Origin of the sequence: Luteimonas salinisoli (assembly GCF_013425525.1) — a bacterium.
Classification (GTDB): domain Bacteria; phylum Pseudomonadota; class Gammaproteobacteria; order Xanthomonadales; family Xanthomonadaceae; genus Luteimonas; species Luteimonas salinisoli.
The window spans coordinates 36,701-58,139 of the sequence record NZ_JACCKA010000051.1; the positions used below are offsets into that span (position 1 = coordinate 36,701).

Genomic DNA, 21,439 nt, shown 5'->3' on the forward strand with positions numbered 1-21,439 from the left:
CAGGGGCTTGCGTGGTTCCGCGACTGTCATTTTGCTGTCATCCGTGACGGCTATCGTGTTAATCTGTTGTTAACCGCAGCGCACCTGTTCGCGCCCGGCCGGGGCTCCGACACCTTCGCAGCAAATCTTCGCATTCCGAAAAACGACCATGCGCACGTCACGCGTGGTCATCACCCACGTATCGAGGCTATCGACAATGACTCACAAGCACCGCGTCCGACTCTCCAGGCTCTCGCTCGGTCTGATCGTCGCGCTCGCCGCAGCGCCGGCGTTCTCGCAGAGCACCTCCGCCGGTGTCGGCGGTCAGGTCGTCGGCTCCGACGGCCAGCCGGTCGCGGGCGCGGAGGTCACGATCGTGCATACGGAATCGGGCACGGTGAACCGCACCACCACGGACGCGAACGGCCGCTACAACGCCCGCGGCCTGCGCGTCGGCGGTCCGTACACCATCACCATCAACAAGGCCGGCACCGGCACGGATACCGAGGACAACGTCTATCTCGCCCTGAACCAGACCGCCCAGGTCAACTCGCAGCTGAGCGGCGACATCGCCACGCTCGAGTCGGTGCAGGCGATCGGCTACGCCGGCGGCTCCGAGATCTTCAGCGCCACCAAGATGGGCACCGGCACCAGCCTGAGCCTGCAGCAGATCGAGGCGCTGCCGTCGATCCAGCGCAACATCCAGGACTACATGCGCATGGATCCGCGCATCGCCCAGACCGACAAGGGCCGCGGCGAGATCTCCGCCGCCGGCCAGAACACCCGCTACAACGTGATCCAGATCGACGGCGTCCGCACCAACGACCCGTTCGGCCTCGAGGCCAATAACCTGCCGACACTGCGCCAGCCGGTCTCCATGGACGCGATCGAGGCGATCGACATCGACCTGTCCAATTACGACGCTTCCATCACCGGCGGCACCGGCGCGGTGGTGAACGCGGTGACCAAGTCGGGCACCAACGAGTTCTCCGGTTCGGCCTACTACGTCTATCGCGACCAGGACTGGGTGCGCGACAACGACGACGGTTCGCCGTTCGGCGGCTTCATCGACGAGGAGACCTACGGCGCCACGTTCGGCGGTCCGATCATCAAGGACAAGCTGTTCTTCTTCGTCAACTACGAGAAGTTCACCCGTTCGGCGCCGGGCCCGTCGTTCGGCCCCGAAGGCTCGTCCGCATCCAACATCGTCGACGGGGTGACCAACGAGGACATCGCCGAGGCGCAGCAGATCGCGCGCGACGTCTACGGCGTGGACATCGGCGGGTATTCGGTGCCCGAAGGCCTGACCACCGACGTCGAGGAGTACGCCGCCAAGATCGACTGGAACATCAGCGACAACCACCGCGCCTCGCTGCGTTACAGCAAGCTGGAGCAGAGCGACGCCAATCTGCCGGGCCTCGGCGCCAACCAGGTCTCGCTCAACAGCTACTGGTACTCGCACGAGAAGACGTTCGAGAGCCTGGTGGCCCAGGTGTTCAGCGACTGGACCGACAGCTTCGCCACCGAGTTCAAGCTCTCGACCCGCGACTATCTCGCCGTGCGCAACCCCCTCGGCGACCGCATGCCGCAGATCCGCATCGGTCTGGGGGACCCCAATCCGGCCGATTCCGACCTGCCCGGCACCGGCCCGTTCCTCAACTTCGGCACCGAGCAGTTCACCCATATCAACCGGGTCGAGACCGAGCAGCTGTCCGCCTACGGCGCCGGCATCTTCTACTTCGGCGACCATACGCTCAAGGCCGGCTTCGACTGGGAGCGCAACGACATCTTCAACCTGTTCGGGCGCGACCTGTTCGGCAGCTACACCTTCGCCAGCCTGGACCATTTCCGCAACGGCGAGTACGCCACCTACAGCTCGCGCAGGCCGCAGCCCGGCGAGTCGTTCGAGAGCATCGCCGCCAACTACGAACAGGAGAACCTCGGCCTGTTCGTGCAGGACACCTGGGCGCCGACCTACAACCTGACCCTGAACTTCGGCCTTCGCGTCGACATCCCGAAGATCGACGACGTGCCGCTGTACAACCCGATCGTCCAGCAGGCCTACGGACTCGACAACACCGCCACCATCGACGGCAACGAGCTTTGGCAGCCGCGCTTCGGCTTCAACTACACCTTCGACAGCGATCGCCCGACCCAGCTGCGCGGCGGCATCGGCCTGTTCCAGGGCGCCGCGGCCAACGTCTGGATCAGCAACTCGTTCCAGAACTCCGGCTACACGCCGCAGATCTACGGCATCGACGTCGGCCGGCTCGGCCCGGACGACCCGTCGCGTGAGTTCTTCTGGTCGGAGTACCCGATCACCATGGATCCCGACAGCCAGCCGACGCCGGACAGCGACCAGCAGATGGTCGTCGCGCTGATGGATCCGGACATGGAGCAGCCGTCGTCGTGGAAGGCCAACCTGGCCTTCGACCACGAACTGCCCTGGTACGGCATCGTCGCCTCGGCCGAGCTGCTGCTGACGAAGGTCGAGACCGCGCTGCACTACGAGATCCTGGGTCTGGGCGATCCGACCGCGATCGGTCCCGACGGCCGGCTGATGTACTACTGCGATCCGTCCGTCGCCAACGGTTCGCGCTGCAACAGCGACGTCGCCATCGAGCGCGCGGTCGCCGAGCTCGAGGCTGCCGGCGCGCTTCCGGCCGGGCTGTCCAACATCTCCGGCCTCGGCAACGACAACGTCATCTACCTGCGTCCGACCAACAAGGGCGGCAGCCAGCAGCTGACGCTGAGCCTGACCAAACCGATGACCGAGAACTGGTCGTGGATGGCGGCGTACACCAAGACCAGCGCGGAGGACGTCAATCCTCTGACCTCGTCGCAGGCCCATTCGAACTGGGACGGCCGCGCGATCTTCAATCCCAACGAGCCGACCGCCGACACCTCCAATTACGAGATCAGCGACCGCTTCACCGCGGCCCTGACCTGGCAGCGCGCGTTCTTCGGCGACTATCGCACCACCGCCACGGTGGTGTACGAAGGCCGCACCGGACGCCCGTACAGCTGGACGTACCTCAACGACGCCAACGGCGACGGCGAGATCAACGACCTGTTCTACGTGCCCGCCGGCTTCGGCGACGTTGAGTTCACCGGCGGTGCGGCGATGGAGCAGGCCTTCTTCGAGTGGCTCAGCGAGCACCCGGAACTGATGGCGCAGCAGGGCGGCGTGGTGGAGCGCAACAGCGAGCGTTCGTCCTGGGTCAACAACTTCGATATCCGCATCAGCCAGGAACTGCCCGGGTTCTTCGACGGGCACAAGTCGGAGCTGTGGCTGGACATCCTCAACGTCGGCAACATGATCGACAAGGACTGGGGCCAGATCAACGAGATCGGCTTCCCGTTCGGTCGCCGCGTCGCGCGGATGAACGGCATCAACGAGCAGGGCCAGTACATCTACGACTTCAACCCGAACGGCGTCTTCAGCGAGAGGCTGTACGACAACACCGGGCAGTCGCGCTGGGCCCTGCAGCTGGGCTTCCGCTACAAGTTCTGATCCTCCGGGATCTGGCTGCACCACAAACGGCCGGGGGCGACCCCGGCCGTTTCCTTTTCCGGCCGGCGCTGCGCTACAGTGCCGCCCCCGACTGAAAACGACCACGGACATGACGGAAACGAGCAGGGCATCGAGGGCGATGCCGGTGGTGAACGCGCGGATCTACCCGCGTGGCGGCCTGGACGTACTCTCGCGCGAGGAAGTCGCGCGACTCAAGGACGCCACCCACGGCGGCATGCACGACCTGCTGCGCCGCTGCGCGCTGGCGGTACTGACCAGCGGCAGCGCCTCGGACGACCCGCGCGCGGCGCAGGAGCTGTACTCCGACTTCGACATCCAGGTGCTGCAGCGCGACCGCGGCATCCGCATCGAGCTGGTCAACGCGCCGGCGATGGCCTTCGTCGACGGCAGGATCATCACCGGCATCGCCGAGCTGCTGTTCGCCGTGGTCCGCGACCTGGCCTATACCGCGATCGAGCTCGGTCCCGAGTATGCGGTCGACCTGGAGTCGTCGGCCGGCATCACCGACGCGGTGTTCGGGCTGCTGCGCAACGCCCGCATCCTGCGCCCTGCCGACCCCAACCTTGTGGTGTGCTGGGGCGGGCACTCGATCAACCGCGACGAGTACGACTACACCAAGCTGGTCGGCTACGAGCTCGGCCTGCGCGGGCTGGACATCTGCACCGGCTGCGGCCCGGGGGCGATGAAGGGTCCGATGAAGGGCGCGGCCGTGGCCCATGCCAAACAGCGCCTGGACCGCTCGCGCTACATCGGCGTCACCGAGCCGGGCATCATCGCCGCCGAGTCGCCCAACCCGATCGTCAATCACCTGGTGATCATGCCGGACATCGAGAAGCGGCTCGAGGCATTCGTACGGATCGGCCACGGCATCATCGTGTTCCCGGGCGGCGTGGGCACCGCCGAGGAGATCCTGTACCTGCTCGGGCTGCTGCTGCGCGAGGAGAACGCGGCGCTGCCGTTCCCGCTGATCCTGACCGGCCCCACCGCCTCGGCACCGTACTTCGAGCAGATCGACCGGTTCCTGCGCCTGACCCTGGGCGAGGCCGCGACCTCGCGCTACGAGATCATCATCGCCGAGCCGGACAAGGTCGCCCGGCGCATGGCCGAGGGGGTCGAGCGGGTGCGCGAGCACCGCCTGGCCCAGCAGGACGCGTTCTTCTTCAACTGGTCGCTGCACGTGCCGCTGGAGTTCCAGCAGCCGTTCGTGCCCACCCACGAGGCGATGGCGGCGCTGGACCTCCACCACGGCCGCAAACCGCACCAGCTGGCCGCGGACCTGCGCCGGGCGTTCTCCGGCATCGTCGCCGGCAACGTCAAGGAAGACGGCATGCGCCGGGTCGAGGAGTTCGGGCCGTTCCAGATCCACGGCGACACCGACATGATGGAGGCGCTGGACGCGCTGCTGCGCGCCTTCGTGCAGCAGCGGCGGATGAAGATCTCCGGCCAGTACCGGCCCTGCTACGAAGTGCGGGCCTGAAGACCGGTCCGGCCGCGCGCGGAGCCGGGCAGGCGCCCGCTCCGCCCGCGACCACGGTCACGCCCGCGGCGCCGCGATTGCGCTCGTCGGGCCAGACGACCGCCTGTCCCCGGCGAGGTTGCAACCACGCTCGCGCCGATTAGGCTACCTGCGCGCCCGTCCACGCGGGCAGGGGAGAGGATCGGATGCGCCAACGGGGGTTCACGCTGGTCGAGTTGATGGTGACGGTCGCCATCGTCGCCATCCTGCTGGCGGTGGGGCTGCCGAGCTTCCAGGGCTCGATGCGCTCCAACCGGGTCGCGACCGCCACCAACGAGCTGGTCGCGGCGCTGTCGCTGGCGCGCTCCGAGGCGCTGCGCAGCCCCGGCGGGGCGTTCGTCTGCACCACCGAGGACGGGGTCGACTGCGGCGGCGGCTGGGCCGACGGCTGGATGGTCGTGCTGGACTACGATGGCAACGAGCTCCCCGGCGGCGCCAACGACCGGGTGATGCGCTACGTCGCCGGCAACGACAAGCTCGAGATCGTGGCCGACTCGGCGGGCGGCGCCACCTACGAGAACATGATCCGTTTCGACTCCCGCGGCCGCACCGTCGACCATGCGGTCGAGCTCGAACTCCAGCCCGCCGACTGCCCCTCGGGGCACGAACTGGTCCGCACCATCGACATCACCCCAACCGGGCAGGTCAAGACGAGGAAGAGCGCATGCACCTGAACGTCATCCGCCGCGGCGGTTCCGGCGCGCGCAACGGCCAAGCCGGCTTCAGCATGATCGAGGTGATGGTGGCGCTGCTGATCCTGGCGCTGGGGCTGCTCGGTTTCGCCCTGCTGCAGACGCTCAACCTGCGCTATACCCAGAGCGCCGACTACCGCACCCGCGCCACCAACCTGGCCTACGAGCTGCTCGACCAGATGCGAGTCAACAGCCTGTCGGCGGCGGAATTTCCGTCGGCCAGTTTCGACCCCGGCGAGGTCGACGACCCCCCCCCCGGCGGCTGCCCACGCGTGACCGCCGACCGGATGCCGGTGGTCAGCGACGATGGAGTGATCGCGCGCTGGCAGTGCCAGGTGGTGCATGCGCTCGGCGAGCACGCCAGTGCGGTGGTCGCCTACGACGCGGCCAGCGGCCTGGCCAGCGTGCAGATCACCTGGGGCGAACGCTTCACCGCCGACCCGCAGACCACGTTCGAGGTGGAGACCTTCCTGTGACGACGCATCGGCACCACATGCAGGGCCTGTCGCTGATCGAGATCATGATCGCGCTGCTGATCGGCAGCATCCTGATCCTCGGGCTGGTGCAGGTCTTCGCCGCCTCGCGCACCGCCTACCAGATGTCCGAGGGCATGGCGCGGGTGCAGGAGAACGCGCGCTTCGCGCTCGACTTCATCCAGCGCGACCTGCGCATGGCCGGGCATTTCGGCTGCATCAACGACCAGTCGCACCTGCAGGTGGCGGGGGCGATGCGCACCCATTTCGGCGCCCCGGGGGTGTTCGACCCGCTCAACTTCACCGTCTCGGTCGCCGGTTACGAGGCGCCCGGCACCGCGCCGGGCAGCACCGTGCAGGTGGAGGCCGAACCTGCACTCGGCACACTGCCGGGGGCGCTCGGCACGCTGGACCCCGCCCCGCTGCCGGGCAGCGACGTGCTGGTGCTGCGCTACCTGAGCAGCATGGGCGTGCCGGTCACCAATATCGTCGACATCGGCTCGACCGAGGAAGTGACGGTGCCGGCCGGCATCGACGGCGTGCGCTGGAGGCCGATGACCCAGGGCGGGCGTACCGAGCCCGGCATCTACGGCGTGGCCGACTGCAGCTACGTCGACGTGTTCGAAGGCACCGTCGCGGCGGTGGGCGCCGACATGGTGATCACGGTGGAGCAGCCCGGCGCCTCGCAGGACACCGACCTGGCCGGGCGCTACACCCCGCACCCATCGGGCCAGACCGTGCTCTATCGCGGCGAGTCGCTGGTCTACTACGTCGGCGTGGGGACCGGCGGCGGGCCGGCGCTGCATCGGGCCTACTACGACACCACTTTGGCGGAGTACGTCGAGGAGGAACTGGTGGAAGGCATCGCCAGCCTGCAGGTGATCTACGGGCTGGACCGGGAGGCCGATCTGGCGAACAACCCGCCGACCGGATACATCGACGAAATCGACGTGGCGCAGGCGGCATGGGGCGAGACGACCTGGCGCCGGGTCGGCATGGTGCAGGTGGGCCTGATGGCCGTCAGCCCGAGCCGCGCCGCCGCCGAACAGGCCGACAGCCGGCAGGTACTGGGCGTGGACTTCACCCCTCCCGCGGCGAACGACGGCATGTACCGCAGCGGCTACGAATCCAGCGTCGCGCTGCGCAACCGCCTGTACGGCAACTGAGGAAGGACGCGATGAATCGCCCGGTTTTCGCCCCCCGTCACGGCAGCGCGCGCGCGCAGTCCGGCGCAGTGCTCTACATCGCCCTGATCATGCTGGTGCTGCTGGCGCTGATCGGCATCGTCGGCATGCAGGTCGCAGGCATGCAGGAGCGCATGTCCGCCAACTACCGCGCGGTCAACATCGCGTTCCAGAATGCCGAGGGCGTCGCCCGCCAGACGGAGTGCGCGATCGAGGACCTGGTCAACCGCACGGTCACCGCCGGCTGCGCTCCGGTCAACCCGAGCCAGGTCTGCGACGACGGCTTCGACCCGCTGGAGTGGGCCAGCGAGCGCGACATGAACGAGGTGACCACCATCAACACCCGCCTGATCGGCCCCTGCATCAGCGGCAACACCTCGCTCGACATGGGCCGGCCGGTCAACGAGGACCCGAACCCGATCTACCAGATCACCGCCTTCGCCACCGACGAGGCCGACCTCGACCCGCTCGTCGGCAATCCGCGTCCCGAGGCCTCCTCGGCGGCCGCGATCGACACCATCTTCAGGCCCTGAGGACCGCGACCATGGCTTCCCGTCGCACCAAGCTCGTTACTCTCGCCGCCATCGCCTCGCTGGGCGCGGCGGGCTATTTCATCTATTCGGTCTTCGCGATCCAGGGTCAGGGCGTGCTGGCGCAGGCGCCGCTCAACAACCAGGTGCAGATCCCCCCGGCCTTCGTCATGGCGGTGGACGACTCCGGTTCGATGACCTTCCACAACCAGTTTCCCGGCGCGGACGGCTATGCCTGCTGGCATCAGACCGGTCGCAGCTTCTTCAGCTCGGCGGGGGTGCTGCGGACCAGCGGCACCTCGTGCCGCTATGCCTATTCCTATGCGGGCCCGCGCATCGGCGATACGTACTACGGCATTCCCCCGGTGGACAACTACGGTTTCGCGCGCTCGTCCGATTTCAATCCCGCGTACTTCAACCCGACCCTCCGGTACCAGCCGTGGCTGGATGCCGAGGGCAATCCATTCCCGGCGCCCGGGATCCCCAATACCCGGGTCGACCCGCGGCAGACGGCGACGATCCCGCTGGCCAGCTGGGTGGCCGAAACCGACGGACGTTCCCGGTTCCAGGCCTATACCAACATGCACCTGCCCCAGGGCACGCAGTACCGGCTGGTCGGCAACAACTGCGGCGGGCTCGCCGGCGGCGGCAACCAGTGGCGGGAAGTGACCGATTCCGACGGGCATACGATGAGCGGCAACTGCGCCATGTACGTGCGCTACTGGCCGGCCACCTTCTACCTGCGCTGGACCTCCGGCACCGACCCCTGGCCGCAGATGGCGGGCACGCCGAACGTCTACAACGCGACTACGGCGCCGCGCACCCGCATCGACGATGCCTGCGGTACCGGATGCCACTTGTGGCGCTACCAGATTCAGCCCAACACCGATGCGCACCGGAATTTCGCCAACTGGTTCACCTTCTACGGCAACCGCAACCGCTCGATGATCGCCGGCATGACGCGCTCCATGGCGACCGTCAACAACATGCGCGTGGGCTATTTCACCATCAACAGCCACGGCAGCTACGACCAGCCGCTGACCAACAACGGCGAGCGGGTGTTCATGCGCGACATGGGCGACGGCACCGACCGTACGGCCCTGTATGCCGACATGATCGCCCTCGACGCGAACGGCAGTACGCCCAACCGGCAGGCGGTGAACGCCGCCGGTCAGCAGTTCATGCGCACCGACGACCAGCGCGGCGGCGCGCCGGTGCAGCTCTCCTGCCAGCGCAACGCGCTGATGCTGTTCACCGACGGCTACAGCAACCAGAACGGGCCCACCGTCGGCAACGTCGACGGCACGATGGGCGTGCCGTTCCAGGACGGCCACGACGACACCATGGCGGACATCGCCACCCAGTTCTACCTGGACGATGGCGGCGCCTCGCCGATCCGCCCGGACCTGCCGGCCGGCAGGGTGCCGGTTTCCTCGACCTGCCCGAGCACCAATCCCAAGGTCAACTGCCAGGACAACCTCCACGTCAATTTCTACGGGGTGACGCTGGGCGGGCGCGGCAACCTGTTCGATCCCGACGACGACACCCAGGACCCGTACACCGACACCGCCATCTACAACAACTGGCCGACCCGCCAGAACGACAACCGCAGCACGATCGACGACATCTGGCACGCCACGGTCAACACCCGCGGCGAGTACGTCAATGCCCGTACCCCGGCCGATATCGCCGACGCCATGCGGCGCATCCTGGCGTCGGTCAGCACCGGGCAGTCGCCTTCCGGCAGCATCGCGCTGACCGGTGCGCGAATCGGCACCGGGTCGCTCTCGGTGCAGCCGGAATATGCGATCGAGAACGACGGAACCGACTGGTTCAGCAAGCTCACCGCGCGCACGCTGGAATTCAATCCGGTCACCCGCGAGGTCGAAGACGAGCTGGCATGGGAGGCCTCGTCGAGCCTGCTGGTGCAGGGACATGCGGGCCGGCGGATCTGGGTCGGCCGCAACACCGGGGCCGTCGCCTTCAACGAGACCAATGTCGGAGTGGAGGAGCTGTGCAACAGCCCCAGTGCCGGCATGTCGCGCTGCAATCCCTACTCGTCCCATTTCGGTACCGGTACCGGCCAGATCGATGTCACCGAAGCGCAGGTCTTCCAGTACTTGCGCGGCGATCCGATGATGGAGATGGGGAACGGCGGCAAGCTGCGCGACCGCGGCTCGCTGCTCGGCGACATCATCAATTCCACGCCGGTGGTCAGCGCGCCGACCGACGACTACGGCTATCGCTCGCTCTCGGTCAGCTCGCTGGCCACGAGCTACGCCAGCTACCTCAACACCAAGCGCACCGACCACCAGGTGATGGTCTACGTGGGCGCCAACGACGGCATGCTGCACGCTTTCGAGGGCGGTCTCTCCGATGGCGACACCGACGCCACCGATGGCGGCACCGAGCGCTTCGCCTACATCCCGCAGGCGGTGCTCGGGCACATGGGCAACCTGCTGCTGCCCTACGACCCCGAGGACGGGGTCGACCAGCGGTTCCAGCACCGCTACTTCGTCGACGGCCCGATCACCGTCGGCGACGCGCACTACTCCGGCGGATGGAAGTCGGTGCTGGTGGGCACCACCGGCGCCGGCGGCCGCAGCGTGTTCGCGCTCAACGTGACCGCGCCGGCCAACGGCAGCGCGTTCACCTCGGGAGCGCGGCTCTGGGAGATCAACGACGTCAATACCGCGCTGCACGCCAACGTGCGCAACAACATCGGCCACGTGCTCGGCAAGCCGGTGATCGTGCCGTTCAGGACCGCCGCCGGGACGACCAGCTTCAAGGCGATCTTCGGCAACGGCTACAACAGCGCCAACGGCAAGGCCGTGCTGTTCGTGGTCGATATCGGCACCGGGACGCCCGCCATCCGCATGATCGAGGCGGAGGAGTCGAGCCCGACGGCCGGCAGGAATGGCCTGGGGAACCTGGTGGTCGTCGACCTCTGGGGCGGCACGGGCCTGACCAGCAGGAGGCGCGACGGCTTCGCCGACACCGTCTATGCAGCGGACCAGCGCGGAGCGGTGTGGAAGTTCGACCTGCGCAACGATCTGCCGTCGTCGACGAACACCCTCGGCTCGATCGATACCCCGCTGTTCACCACGCGTGAGCATACGGAGGATGGCGAGACCTGGCGCCAGCCCATCCTCGGCGGACTGACCGCCGCGGCAGGCCCCGGCGGCGGCGTGATGCTGTTCTTCGGGACCGGCAGCTTCTCCTTCGTCAACGATCCAGTCGACACCAGGGTGCAGTCGATCTACGGCGTGCTGGACAGGGGTGTCGGTACCACGCTCACCCGCGCCAACCTGCTGGAGCAGACCGTGGGTACGGCAGCGGGCGACGGGTCGCGCGAAGTGTCGCGCAATACCCTCGGCTCCACCGACCGGGGTTGGTACGCGGACCTGCCCGCCGGCGAGCGCGCGGTCGGCTATCCGCGCGTCGAGAGCGGCATCGTGTTCATTCCGACGTATACGCCTTCGCCCGGGACGGAAGGCGGCTGTTCGACCGAAGGCTTCAACTCCCTGTTCGGCCTCAACGCGCTCAGCGGCGCCGCGGCGCTGTCCAATGTGCGCAGCGGCGCGCCGGACGGCGATTCGTTCGAGGAGGGCACCGGCGCGATCGCCCTGGATACGGGCGGTTCGGCGCCGGTCAAGGATGTCGAGGTCATGACGACGCCGCGGATTCCGCCGCTCGCCGCAGGCTCGGATCCGGACGATCTCGACGCCGCGCTCGAAGCGCAGTGCGACATGATCGTGCAGGTGGCCGGTGCCGCCCCGCTATACCTGCCGCGCGCCTGCGGCCGCCAGTCCTGGCGCCAGATCCAATGACTAGGGGAATCGCGATGGACGTCGCCTGCAAGGGCATGGGGAACGGACGCGGCCGCACGCTGCGGCGGCCGCGCGGCTTCACGCTGATCGAGCTGATGGTGGTGGTGGCGATCGTCGCGATCCTGGCGGCCATCGCCTACCCCTCCTACCAGGAGCAGGTGCGCAAGTCGCGGCGTGGGCAGGCCAAGGTCGACATGGTCGAGCTGGCGCAGCGGGCCGAGCGCTTCCATTCGGTCAACAACACCTACGCCGGGTTCAAGGGCAGCTTGGCGACCGGGGACTTCACGTCGCCGAGAGGCGGCGGCACCGTGTTCTACGATCTCGACGTGCCGATTGAGAGCTCGACGGCTTTTACCATCACGGCGACTCCCAAGTCGGGAACGCCGCAGGCGGTCGACCGGTGCGGCATCCTCACCATCAACGCCGCCGGCACCCGCACCCATTCCCAGGGCACGGACGACGAATGCCAGTTCGGCAGTCTTCCCTGAGCCGCTGCCCGGAACGAAAAAGCCGCGGAGCAATCCGCGGCTTTTCTATGTCTGGCGCCCGAAGTTGGACTCGAACCAACGACCCCCTGATTAACAGTCAAGTGCTCTAACCAGCTGAGCTATTCGGGCGGGGACGGACATTTTAGTGGCTTGGCGGCCCCGGTCAAGGAGACGCCGGCGCGCGCCACCGGGGGGCTTCACGTCCCACCGGGCGCTGGGTCGCTTCGCAGCCCCGGCCGGGCCCCCGGGCGGCGATTCACATTTCGACGGCCCGGCGGGCCCGAGGCACTGGCGGCCGCTCCAAGGCGTGGCTGCGGCAGGGAGGCCAACTGCCGCACGCCGCCTCGTCCCCGGCAGGCAATCCCGTCGGTCTCGACAAGGCGCCGATCGGCCGCCATTCGGCGCGAAGAGGTCCGCCCGCAGAACGTGCGGTCGCCTGCCATGAGAGGCCGGCTGGGCCCGCCAACCGTTGTGCGCGGCGGACTTCAGGCCCCGGGACACCGCGTGGGGCGCGCCGGCCGCTCGCTGCGCACGCGGCCCAGGTTGCTGACGATCACCTTGCCGGCCAGTCCGCCCTCGCTGCACACCGCCACGCTGAAGTTGGTGCCGAGGCTGCGGCCGTCGGGCCGGTAGCGGACGAAATGGCGGCTCGACCGCAGTCCCAGGTGGCGGGCCGCACCCCGCGGCGCGTCGCTGGCGCGAAGGATCTGCTCGGGATGGTCCGGCTGGCGGTCGCCGTCGGGGTCGCGGAAGACCATCCAACCCTCGCGCCAGTCGCGGTCGTTGCGGCAGCGCAGCTGCGCCGTGCGCGGGCACACCACCACGTCGGCGCGGCCGGCGATCGCGCTGCTCCGCGCCATCGCCAGGTCGGCGCCGATCAGGTGCAGCGCGGTGGCGACGCGGTGCCGCTGCAGCGCATCGCCGAAGGCCGGCAGTCCGAAGGCCAGGGCGAGGGCGACGATGGCCAGCCCGGTCATCGCCTCGATCAGGGTGAATCCAGCATGCTTGCGGGTCATTGGCGGCGTCCTTGCCGAAGAGCGGAGGGTAGTGTCGATCGGCGCGGCCCTGGCGTCCGTCGGCGCATCCGGGCAGGGGGGTAGGAATTCGCCGGCTTTTCGCGTCGGCGCATGGCGGCCGCGCCGCGCCGCGGGCAACCGGATCCGCGGACGGCGCTTGCCGGCCCGTTCTCCTCTCCGGGGACCTGCCGCGCCACCTCGCGAAGGCGCGATCCAGGAACCTGCGGACGTCGGCCGGGGGCCCACCTTCCCGGCTGGCCGTTGCGCCACGCTCACCTTGGCGGTCCCGCCAGCGACTAGACTGGGCGATTCATTCGCGCCCCCACGACCGATGACCGATCAGGCTGCCGAACCCCGCTTCCGCCTCGTGGCCCCGTACACCCCTGCCGGCGACCAGCCGCCCGCGATCTCGCGCCTGATCGAAGGTTTCGAGTCCGGACTGGCCAGGCAGACCCTGCTCGGCGTCACCGGCTCCGGCAAGACCTACACCATCGCCAACGTGATCCAGGCGGTGCAGAAGCCGACCCTGGTGATGGCGCCGAACAAGACCCTGGCCGCGCAGCTGTACGGCGAGTTCAAGGCCTTCTTCCCGGACAACGCCGTCGAGTACTTCGTCAGCTACTACGACTACTATCAGCCCGAGGCCTACGTGCCGTCCTCGGACACCTACATCGAGAAGGACAGCTCGATCAACGACCACATCGAGCAGATGCGGCTGGCGGCGACCAAGGCGCTGCTGTCGCGGCCGGATGCCATCATCGTGGCGACGGTGTCGGCGATCTACGGCCTGGGCGACCCGGAGGACTACCTGAAGTTGCGGCTGATCCTGGCCCGCGGCGAGCGCATTGAGCAGCGCGCGCTGATCCGCCACCTCACCGAGCTGCAGTACACCCGCAACGACGCCGAGCTGCGCCGCGGCACCTACCGGGTGCGCGGCGAGGTGATCGACGTGCATCCGGCCGAGTCGGACGCCGAGGCGCTGCGCATCGAGCTGTTCGACGGCGAGATCGAGAACCTCAGCCTGTTCGACCCGCTCACCGGTGAGGTGCAGCGCAAGGTGCCGCGCCATACCGTCTACCCCAAGACCCACTACGCCAGCACCCGCGAGAGCGTGCTCAAGGCGGTGGAGACGATCAAGGTCGAGCTGAAGGAGCGCCTGGAGCAGCTGTACGCGCAGAACAAGCTGGTCGAAGCCCAGCGCCTGGCGCAGCGCACCCAGTTCGACCTGGAGATGATGGCCGAAGTGGGGTTCTGCAACGGCATCGAGAACTACTCGCGGCACATGACCCGCCGCCTGCCCGGCGAGCCGCCGCCGACCCTGTTCGACTACCTGCCGCCGGACGCCCTGCTGGTGGTCGACGAGTCGCACGTCACCGTCCCGCAGATCGGCGCGATGTACAAGGGCGACCGCTCGCGCAAGGAGACGCTGGTGGAGTTCGGTTTCCGGCTGCCGTCGGCGCTGGACAACCGGCCGCTGCGCTTCGAGGAATGGGAGGAGCGCTCGCCGCGCACCATCTTCGTCTCGGCCACCCCGGGACAATACGAGCTGCGCGAATCCGAGGGCGAGGTGGTGGAGCTGGTGGTGCGGCCGACCGGGCTGATCGACCCGGAGGTGGAGATCCGGCCGGTCGCCACCCAGGTCGACGACGTGCTCGGCGAGATCAATGCGCGAGTGGCGATGGGCGATCGGGTACTGATCACGACGCTGACCAAGCGCATGGCCGAGAACCTCACCGAGTACCTGGGCGAACACGGCGTGCGGGTACGCTATCTGCACTCGGACATCGATACCGTCGAGCGCGTGGAGATCATCCGCGACCTGCGCCTGGGCAACTTCGACGTGCTGGTCGGGATCAACCTGCTGCGCGAGGGGCTGGACATGCCCGAGGTGTCGCTGGTGGCGATCCTCGACGCCGACAAGGAGGGCTTCCTGCGCTCCAGCGGTTCTCTGATCCAGACCATCGGCCGCGCCGCGCGCAACCTGCGCGGCAAGGCGATCCTGTACGCCGACCGGGTGACGCGCTCGATGCAGGCCGCGCTGGACGAGACCGACCGCCGCCGCCAGAAGCAGGTGGAGTACAACGCGGAGCACGGCATCACCCCGAAGTCGGTGGCGCGGGCGATCGTCGACATCATGGAGGGCGCGCGCCCCGAGCCGGCGCTGGAGAAGCGCGGCCGCGGCAGGTCGCGCAAGGTCGCCGAGGAGGCCGAAGACTATGCCGCGCTGGATCCGGCGCAGCTGGCCTCCCGGCTCAAGGCCCTGGAGCAGCGGATGTACCAGCACGCCCGCGACCTGGAGTTCGAGGAGGCGGCGCAGGTCCGCGACCGCATCCGCAAGCTGAAGGAAGCGGCGCTGGTCGGGTGACCGGCAATCGCCCGCCGGCAACGGACGGACTGCGAAGACCACCCCACGGGGCACCCTGGCCCGCAGCCCGTAAGGAGCCGCCGCCCCTGTAGGAGCGCGCCATGCGCGCGAAGGCCGGCGGGGTGGGCAATGCCCGGAATCACCGCCAACCCGGCCGGAGCCTCCCGCGGCTTTCGCGGCCATGGGCCGCTCCTACGGGTCCGCCGCCGCCGGGGTTGTCGGGGGGCGGTCGAGCCGTTCCTCGCAGGGGCGGGGGAGGACCCCTCCAGGTTGTCGCGGGTCGGGTAGCGGGGTAGAATTCGCGGCCCTGCGCGGAGCTTCGCGCAGGGCATCGGGCGGTTAGCTCAGCGGTAGAGCACTACCTTGACATGGTAGGGGTCACAGGTTCGAACCCTGTACCGCCCACCACCGCGATGCGGTGGACTCCTGCACGGCGCGGCCTCACGGCGGCGCCGTTTGCATTTCGGCCCGGGCCGGCACAGGACGGGCAGAGCCGGGATCAGCGCCCCGCGCCGCGTCGGGCCAGCCGCTCGGCGAACTCCTCCAGGGCCTGCTCCAGCTCCAGCTCGCGCTGGCTCATGCGCGCGCCGGCGGTCTTCTTGCGCTCGCGCAGGGTGGCGGCGATGTTGCCGAGCACCGCCTGCAGCTGGGCGTGATCGTCCAGCGCCTCCAGCAGGGGCTGCACCGCGTCCCTCAGGCCGGCGCGCACGCCCTCGACGATCTCGACCGCCCCGGAGGCTGCGGGTTCGGCCTGCATGCGCTGCGGCGGCTCCTGTTGCTGCGGGGCGGCGATGCGTTCCAGCGCGGCGATCGCCGCCGTCCAGCGCGGATCGTCGCCGTCCGCGGCGCCGTCCTCCGACCGTACCCCGAGGTCCCTCACGCCCTCCACCAGGTCGGCCAGCTGCGCCACCACCCGTCCACCGACATCGGCCTCTGCGCCGCCCATGGCGCGGTTGCGCTGGAAGTCGCGCTTGATCCGCGCCCAGCGTTCGGCCTGTTCGGCGGTCATCGCGCCGCGCAGTTCGGCGAGCTTGAGCAGGTTCTCCTCGGCGCCCGAGGTCAGCATCTGCGCCTCGCCGATGTAGTGGTCGTGCAGCAGCTGCTGCAGCTCGTCCTCGTTCATCGCCGCCGAGACCTTCTCGGCCAGCTTGTTCATGTTGCGGTAGCTGCCCTGCAGCCGGAACGCCGGCTCGGCGCGGTAGGCGTCGGCCTGGGCGGCGCTGGCGATGTACTGCTGGTTGACCCGGTAGACCACGTCGCGCACCCGCACCAGGCGCTGCAGGGTGCCGACGATCTCGTTGGCTTCCGCGGCGCCGTAGGCGTGGCTGAAGTCGTTGTCCGAGACCTCGCGGCCCAGCGCTCTGTCGACGAAGCGGTAGAGGTCGCCGAGGTCGCGGGTGGCCAGGGGCGCCAGCACCGGACTCGAGGTCAGGCTGTTCTCGATGTAGCTGAGGACGAAGGCCTCCTCCATGCCGCCGAGCACGTCGCCGAGGTTGTAGATGTCGGCGCGGTTGGCGAGCATGTCCGGGATCCGGAACATTTCACCCGACTCGGTGTACGGGTTGCCGGCCATCACCACGCAGAACTTCTTGCCGCGCATGTCGTAGGTGCGGGTGCGCCCGCGCCACACGCCCTCGATGCGGCGGGTGCCGTCGCACAGCGAGATGAACTTCTGCAGGAACTCCGGATGGGTGTGCTGGATGTCGTCGACGTACAGCATCACGTTGTTGCCCATCTCCAGCGCCAGGTTGAGCTTCTCCAGCTCCTGGCGCGAGGTCGCGTCCGGCGCCTGGGCCGGGTCCAGCGAGCGCACTTCGTGGCCGAGCGCCGGCCCGTTGATCTTCATGAAGACCAGCCCCAGCCGGTGCGCCACGTATTCCATCAGCGTGGTCTTTCCGTAGCCGGGCGGCGAGATCATCATCAGCAGGCCGGACAGGTCGCTGCGGCGGTCGTCGCCGGCCGCGCCCATTTGCTTGGCGAGGTTGTCGCCGATCACCGGCAGGTAGGCGTCGTTGATCAGCCGATTGCGTACGAACGAGGTCAGCGGCCGAGGCTTGAACTCCTCCAGCCGCATCCGCGCGCGCTCGCGGGCGACGACCTCCTGGCGCAGCGCCTGGAAGCGGCGCACGCCTTCTACGAAACCGGCATGCGCGGCGAGTCGGGCGCCGAACTCGTCGATGCCCAGGACCATCGCGCCATCGTCGATGCGCGGATGGTCGCCGAGCAGGCCGTCGACGCGCACCCGCAGATCGGTCGCGTCGATCCGGTGGGGCAGGTCGTCGCCGGCCAGCAGCAGTGCGACGGCCTCGTCGGCGTAGTCCGCCAGCGGCGCGAACTCCGGGTCGGCGGCCAGCGCGCGCAGCCAGTCGGCGGCCAGGGCCCAGCGCGGCGCCAGGCGTTCGCCCAGACCCGCCAGGGTGGAGACGAAACCGTCCCAGGCATGGGCCGCCGCGAGCTTCCGCTGCAAGCCGTCGAGCAGGCTGCGGCCGTACTGGCTGATCGCGAAGCGGGGCTCGGGTTCGGCGAGCTCGGCGACCAGGTAGGCGGCGGCGCGCGCGCACAGCGCCGGATCGACCGGCAGCGGATGCGTCTCCAGGAAGGCGCCCGCAGCCTCCGCGATCTCGCGCTGCAATGCGAGCAGGCCGGCGTCGCTGTCCAGCAGCCGGCGGATGTCGCTGGCGGTCCGCGCCCGCGCCGGCCACTGCGCCGGATCGGGTTCGCGCCGCACCTGCGACCAGAACACCAGCGCCAGCGCGCGCACGTCGGCGGCATGGGCCAGGGTGCCCGCGCTGTCCTGCAGCGGCACCAGCGCCGCGAGGATGCGGCCGGCGTCGTGGTCGTGGATGCCGCGCTCGTAGCCGTCCCGGTAGCGCGGCGCGGCGAACTCGCGTACCGCGCGGTCGAGTTCTGCGGGTTGCTTGACCAGCGCGCGCAGGCGTTGCGGCTCCAGGCCGTCGCGGCGCTCGCGTGCCGCCTCCAGCATCCGCGCGGCCAGGTACTCGCCGCGGTACACCTGCGGCGATTCCGATTCCAGCGCCACCTGCCAGTACTCGCGCAGCGCCTCCAGTCCTTCGTCCTTCAGCGGCTCGAAGTAGTCGGTGCCGGTGAGGTGGACGCTGAGGCCGTCGCCCCTCGGCAGGAGGGTGAGGTCCAGCTCCTGGGTGTTGACGCTGAAGCGGTGGCGCGGGCCGAGGCGGACGATGCTGCCGCCGTCCTCGAACAGGTCGCTGCGGTCGCGCTGGCCGCGCACCGCGGTGTCGCGCGCGGCCTTCAGCCTGGCCTCGACGTCGTCGGCGCGGACGTTGTCGTGCAGTTCGCGCAACCGTGCGGCCAGCTCGCGCAGCTTCAGGATCAGCGGATCGCCGGCGAAGAAGGCGTTGAGCGCGTCGGCGCCTTCCAGGCGGGCGGTGCGGCGGTCGAGGCCGTCGAGGATGCGCATCGCCGCATCGGCCACCGCCTGCGCCTTGCGCTGGCGTTCGTCGACGAGCGCCTGGCGGTGGGCATCGAACGCCTCCAGCATTTCCTCGCGCTTGGCGAGGATGTCGCCCAGGAACTGCTCGTGTTCGCCGAAGCGGCTTTCCAGCTCCTCCAGCTGGACCAGCAGGCGGGAGAGCTGCTCGTCGCAGCGCTCCGGGTCGGTGGCCGCGGCCAGGGCGCTGGCGATGCTCTGCCCGAACAGGGTGAACTGGGCGCCGAACTGCGCGACCATCTCGGCCGACCCCATGCCGCGGCGGCGCTGCTCCAGCCGCGCCTTGGCCTGGTTGAGTTTCGCGTAGACCGCTGAGATCGCCTCCACGATCGCGGTGCGCTGCAGCGCATCCTCCACCGGCAGCGACGCCATCAGCCCGGACAGGGTATCGAGCTCGCCGGCCATGTCCTGCATGCCCTGCAGCGGCGCGCGCAGCCCGGCGGTGCTGGTCGCCTCCGCGCCCTCGGCGTCGAACGCCGCCAGCCGCTCCAGGAACGGCGCCAGCGCGTTCTCGCCCGCCAGGAAGCGGCCGGTCGCCAGGCCGACGCGCTCGTGCGCCTGCTCCAGCTCGGCCGCCATCGCGTCGATGCGCTCGACGTCGACGTAGCGGTACTCGCGAATCGTCAGCAGGCGGCCGCGCTGCGCCGACAGCGCGCCCAGCGCGGCGACGAACTCGTCGATCCCGGTCCAGTCGTCCGGGCGCATGCCCGCCAGCAGCTCGCGGTGGCGGGTCTCGGCCGCGGCCATGGCGCGCGCCGACTCGGCGCGGATGTTCTCGACCTTCTCGAACTCGTCCAGGACCGACTCGCCGGTCGCGGCGATCCCGTGCAGCAGCGGCCCGACCTCGCCGCATTCGCGATCCTCGATCCAGTGGTGCAGGTCGAACAGGCGGCGGGTGTTGCGGGTCAGCAGCTCGTAGCGCTGCATCGAGACCGACTCGGCCTCGATCTCGCGCGTCAGGCTCATCAGGTCGGAGATGCCGCGGACCAGTTCGGCATTGCCGATGCGGCCGATGAAGCCTTCCCCCACCGGCTGCGCGGCGGCGTGCTCCTCGCTCTGGAACGGCGTCTGCCACACCTGCATCGGGTGGATGCGCGTGGGCTCGTCGCTCTCGGTGCTGAAGATCACCATGCGCCCGTCGTCGAAGCGCGCATAGCCGTGGCCGAAGATCGGCGTGGTCAGGCGCCGCTCGATCATGTTGTAGGTGAACAGCGCGGTGCGGCCGCCCTCGGGCTCGTAGAAGACGTACAGCACGTCCTCGCCGTTGGGCGAGCGGATCGCGCGCTTGAAGCGCATGCCGGCCATCGATTGCTCGAAGGCACGGGTGTCGCCGCTGGGCAGGTAGTAGCCGCCGGGGAAGATGATGCCGTGGTCTTCTGGCAGCTGGATGCAGGCCTGGCCGATCGCGTCGATGCGCAGCACCGACTGGTCGAGGGTATTGAACACCAGGTAGCGCCAGTGTTCCTCGCGGTAGGGGCGCACCTTGAGCAGGATCAGGCTGCCCAGGCGCGCGAACTCGATCTGCGCATCGTCGAGCGACTGGGTCCGATCCTGCACCGGCTCGCTGTAGACGCCGAGCCCGACCTCGCTGTTGTTCTCCACCTTGACGGTCAGGTCGCCGCCGAGGGTCTCCACGAACACGGTGTCGAGGATGTTGACGTGCGGGTGGCGGCCGTTGACCGTCATCTCGCGGGTGGTCGGGGTCCACTCGAAATCGTAGGGCGCGGGCAGGGCGACGTCGCGCTCGCCGCGGTTGTCGATGTAGCGCACCTCGTTGCCGCCGCCCGATACCGCCCAGCGGAACACGCGTACGTCCTCGATCCGCTCGCCGATCTGGAACACCGCGAACACGCGATCCTCGCGCGACGACAGCTGCAGCAGGCGGGTGCCCTTGTAGTAGGCGTACAGCTCGCGAAAGTCGCGCTGGAACTCCGGCGCGGCGAGGAAGCTGCCGGCGTGATCGACCGGTGCGACCTCGTAGCCTTCGCCGGTGCGCTCGAGTCGATACAGCGAGAATACGTCCTCGACCGCGGTCTCGCTGCGCAAGCCGATGAAGACGTTGTATCCGAACAGCAGCAGCGGACCGACCTGGACGATGTCGCGGGCCACGCAGTTGTTCTCGGTGCGTACGCGCACCCGCCCGACCACCTCCATCCGGCTGCTGCCGAACTGCTCCAGTCGTCGCTGATTCAGCGCCTCGGCGAGGCCGCGCAGGCGCTGGCCCTGGTCGAGCAGGCGGCGGTGCAGCACCTCGTAGGCGCCGCCTTCGGCGACGGCGCGGTCCACCGCCCGACCGTCGTCGTGAGCGGGGGAGTCGTCGTGGGTCTCGGGAGCGTTCTCAGCCATGCTTCATCCTGCCCGC

The 21,439-nt window shown here is 69.0% G+C and carries 11 protein-coding genes and 2 tRNA genes; 10 read left to right on the top strand and 3 right to left on the bottom strand.

Annotated elements, in window-relative coordinates; genetic code table 11:
- Positions 1-196 precede the first annotated feature (196 nt).
- The 8 genes from H0E84_RS07845 (at position 197) to H0E84_RS07880 (ending at position 12,227) form a co-directional block, all read left to right on the top strand.
- Positions 197-3,493 (top strand): outer membrane beta-barrel protein, encoded by a 3,297-nt coding sequence (locus H0E84_RS07845; protein WP_180678139.1) that lies wholly within the window; start codon positions 197-199, stop codon positions 3,491-3,493.
- Between the two features lie 109 nt (positions 3,494-3,602).
- A complete protein-coding gene (ppnN, locus tag H0E84_RS07850; RefSeq protein ID WP_180678085.1) occupies positions 3,603-4,991 on the top strand; it encodes a nucleotide 5'-monophosphate nucleosidase PpnN in 1,389 nt (462 codons plus the stop codon).
- A 185-nt stretch (positions 4,992-5,176) separates the two neighbouring features.
- The gene (locus H0E84_RS07855; RefSeq protein ID WP_180678140.1) at positions 5,177-5,704 is read left to right on the top strand and encodes a GspH/FimT family pseudopilin; all 528 of its coding nucleotides are present in this window, start codon (positions 5,177-5,179) and stop codon (positions 5,702-5,704) included.
- Entirely contained in the window at positions 5,695-6,198 is a 504-nt protein-coding gene (pilV, locus tag H0E84_RS07860; RefSeq protein ID WP_180678086.1) for a type IV pilus modification protein PilV, read from the top strand. The genes H0E84_RS07855 and pilV overlap by 10 nt, the downstream gene beginning before the upstream one ends.
- The gene (locus H0E84_RS07865) at positions 6,195-7,361 is read left to right on the top strand and encodes a PilW family protein (RefSeq protein WP_345776287.1); all 1,167 of its coding nucleotides are present in this window, start codon (positions 6,195-6,197) and stop codon (positions 7,359-7,361) included. The genes pilV and H0E84_RS07865 overlap by 4 nt, the downstream gene beginning before the upstream one ends.
- A gap of 11 nt (positions 7,362-7,372) precedes the next feature.
- A complete protein-coding gene (locus tag H0E84_RS07870) occupies positions 7,373-7,912 on the top strand; it encodes a pilus assembly PilX family protein (protein WP_180678087.1) in 540 nt (179 codons plus the stop codon).
- An 11-nt stretch (positions 7,913-7,923) separates the two neighbouring features.
- Complete coding sequence (locus H0E84_RS07875; protein ID WP_180678088.1) at positions 7,924-11,739, top strand: pilus assembly protein; 3,816 nt, start codon at positions 7,924-7,926, stop codon at positions 11,737-11,739.
- 14 nt (positions 11,740-11,753) lie between these two features.
- Complete coding sequence (locus H0E84_RS07880) at positions 11,754-12,227, top strand: type IV pilin protein (RefSeq protein ID WP_307774143.1); 474 nt, start codon at positions 11,754-11,756, stop codon at positions 12,225-12,227.
- A 52-nt stretch (positions 12,228-12,279) separates the two neighbouring features.
- Here the strand turns inward: H0E84_RS07880 and H0E84_RS07885 are convergent.
- Positions 12,280-12,356 (bottom strand) — tRNA-Asn (locus H0E84_RS07885).
- Positions 12,357-12,712: 356 nt separating this feature from the next.
- Positions 12,713-13,243 carry a GspH/FimT family pseudopilin gene (locus H0E84_RS07890; RefSeq protein ID WP_180678143.1) on the bottom strand — a complete coding sequence of 177 codons (531 nt, stop codon included), beginning with the start codon at positions 13,241-13,243 and terminating at the stop codon, positions 12,713-12,715.
- A 331-nt stretch (positions 13,244-13,574) separates the two neighbouring features.
- On the opposite strand from H0E84_RS07890, the gene uvrB reads away from it, so the two are divergent.
- Together uvrB and H0E84_RS07900 are read left to right on the top strand one after the other, a co-directional pair.
- Positions 13,575-15,608, top strand: coding sequence for an excinuclease ABC subunit UvrB (uvrB, locus tag H0E84_RS07895; protein WP_180678089.1), 2,034 nt, complete (start codon positions 13,575-13,577; stop codon positions 15,606-15,608).
- 333 nt (positions 15,609-15,941) lie between these two features.
- A tRNA-Val gene (locus H0E84_RS07900) sits at positions 15,942-16,016 on the top strand.
- A gap of 91 nt (positions 16,017-16,107) precedes the next feature.
- Here H0E84_RS07900 and H0E84_RS07905 read toward each other — a convergent pair.
- Positions 16,108-21,423 carry a DNA repair ATPase gene (locus H0E84_RS07905; RefSeq protein WP_180678090.1) on the bottom strand — a complete coding sequence of 1,772 codons (5,316 nt, stop codon included), beginning with the start codon at positions 21,421-21,423 and terminating at the stop codon, positions 16,108-16,110.
- Positions 21,424-21,439 lie beyond the last annotated feature (16 nt).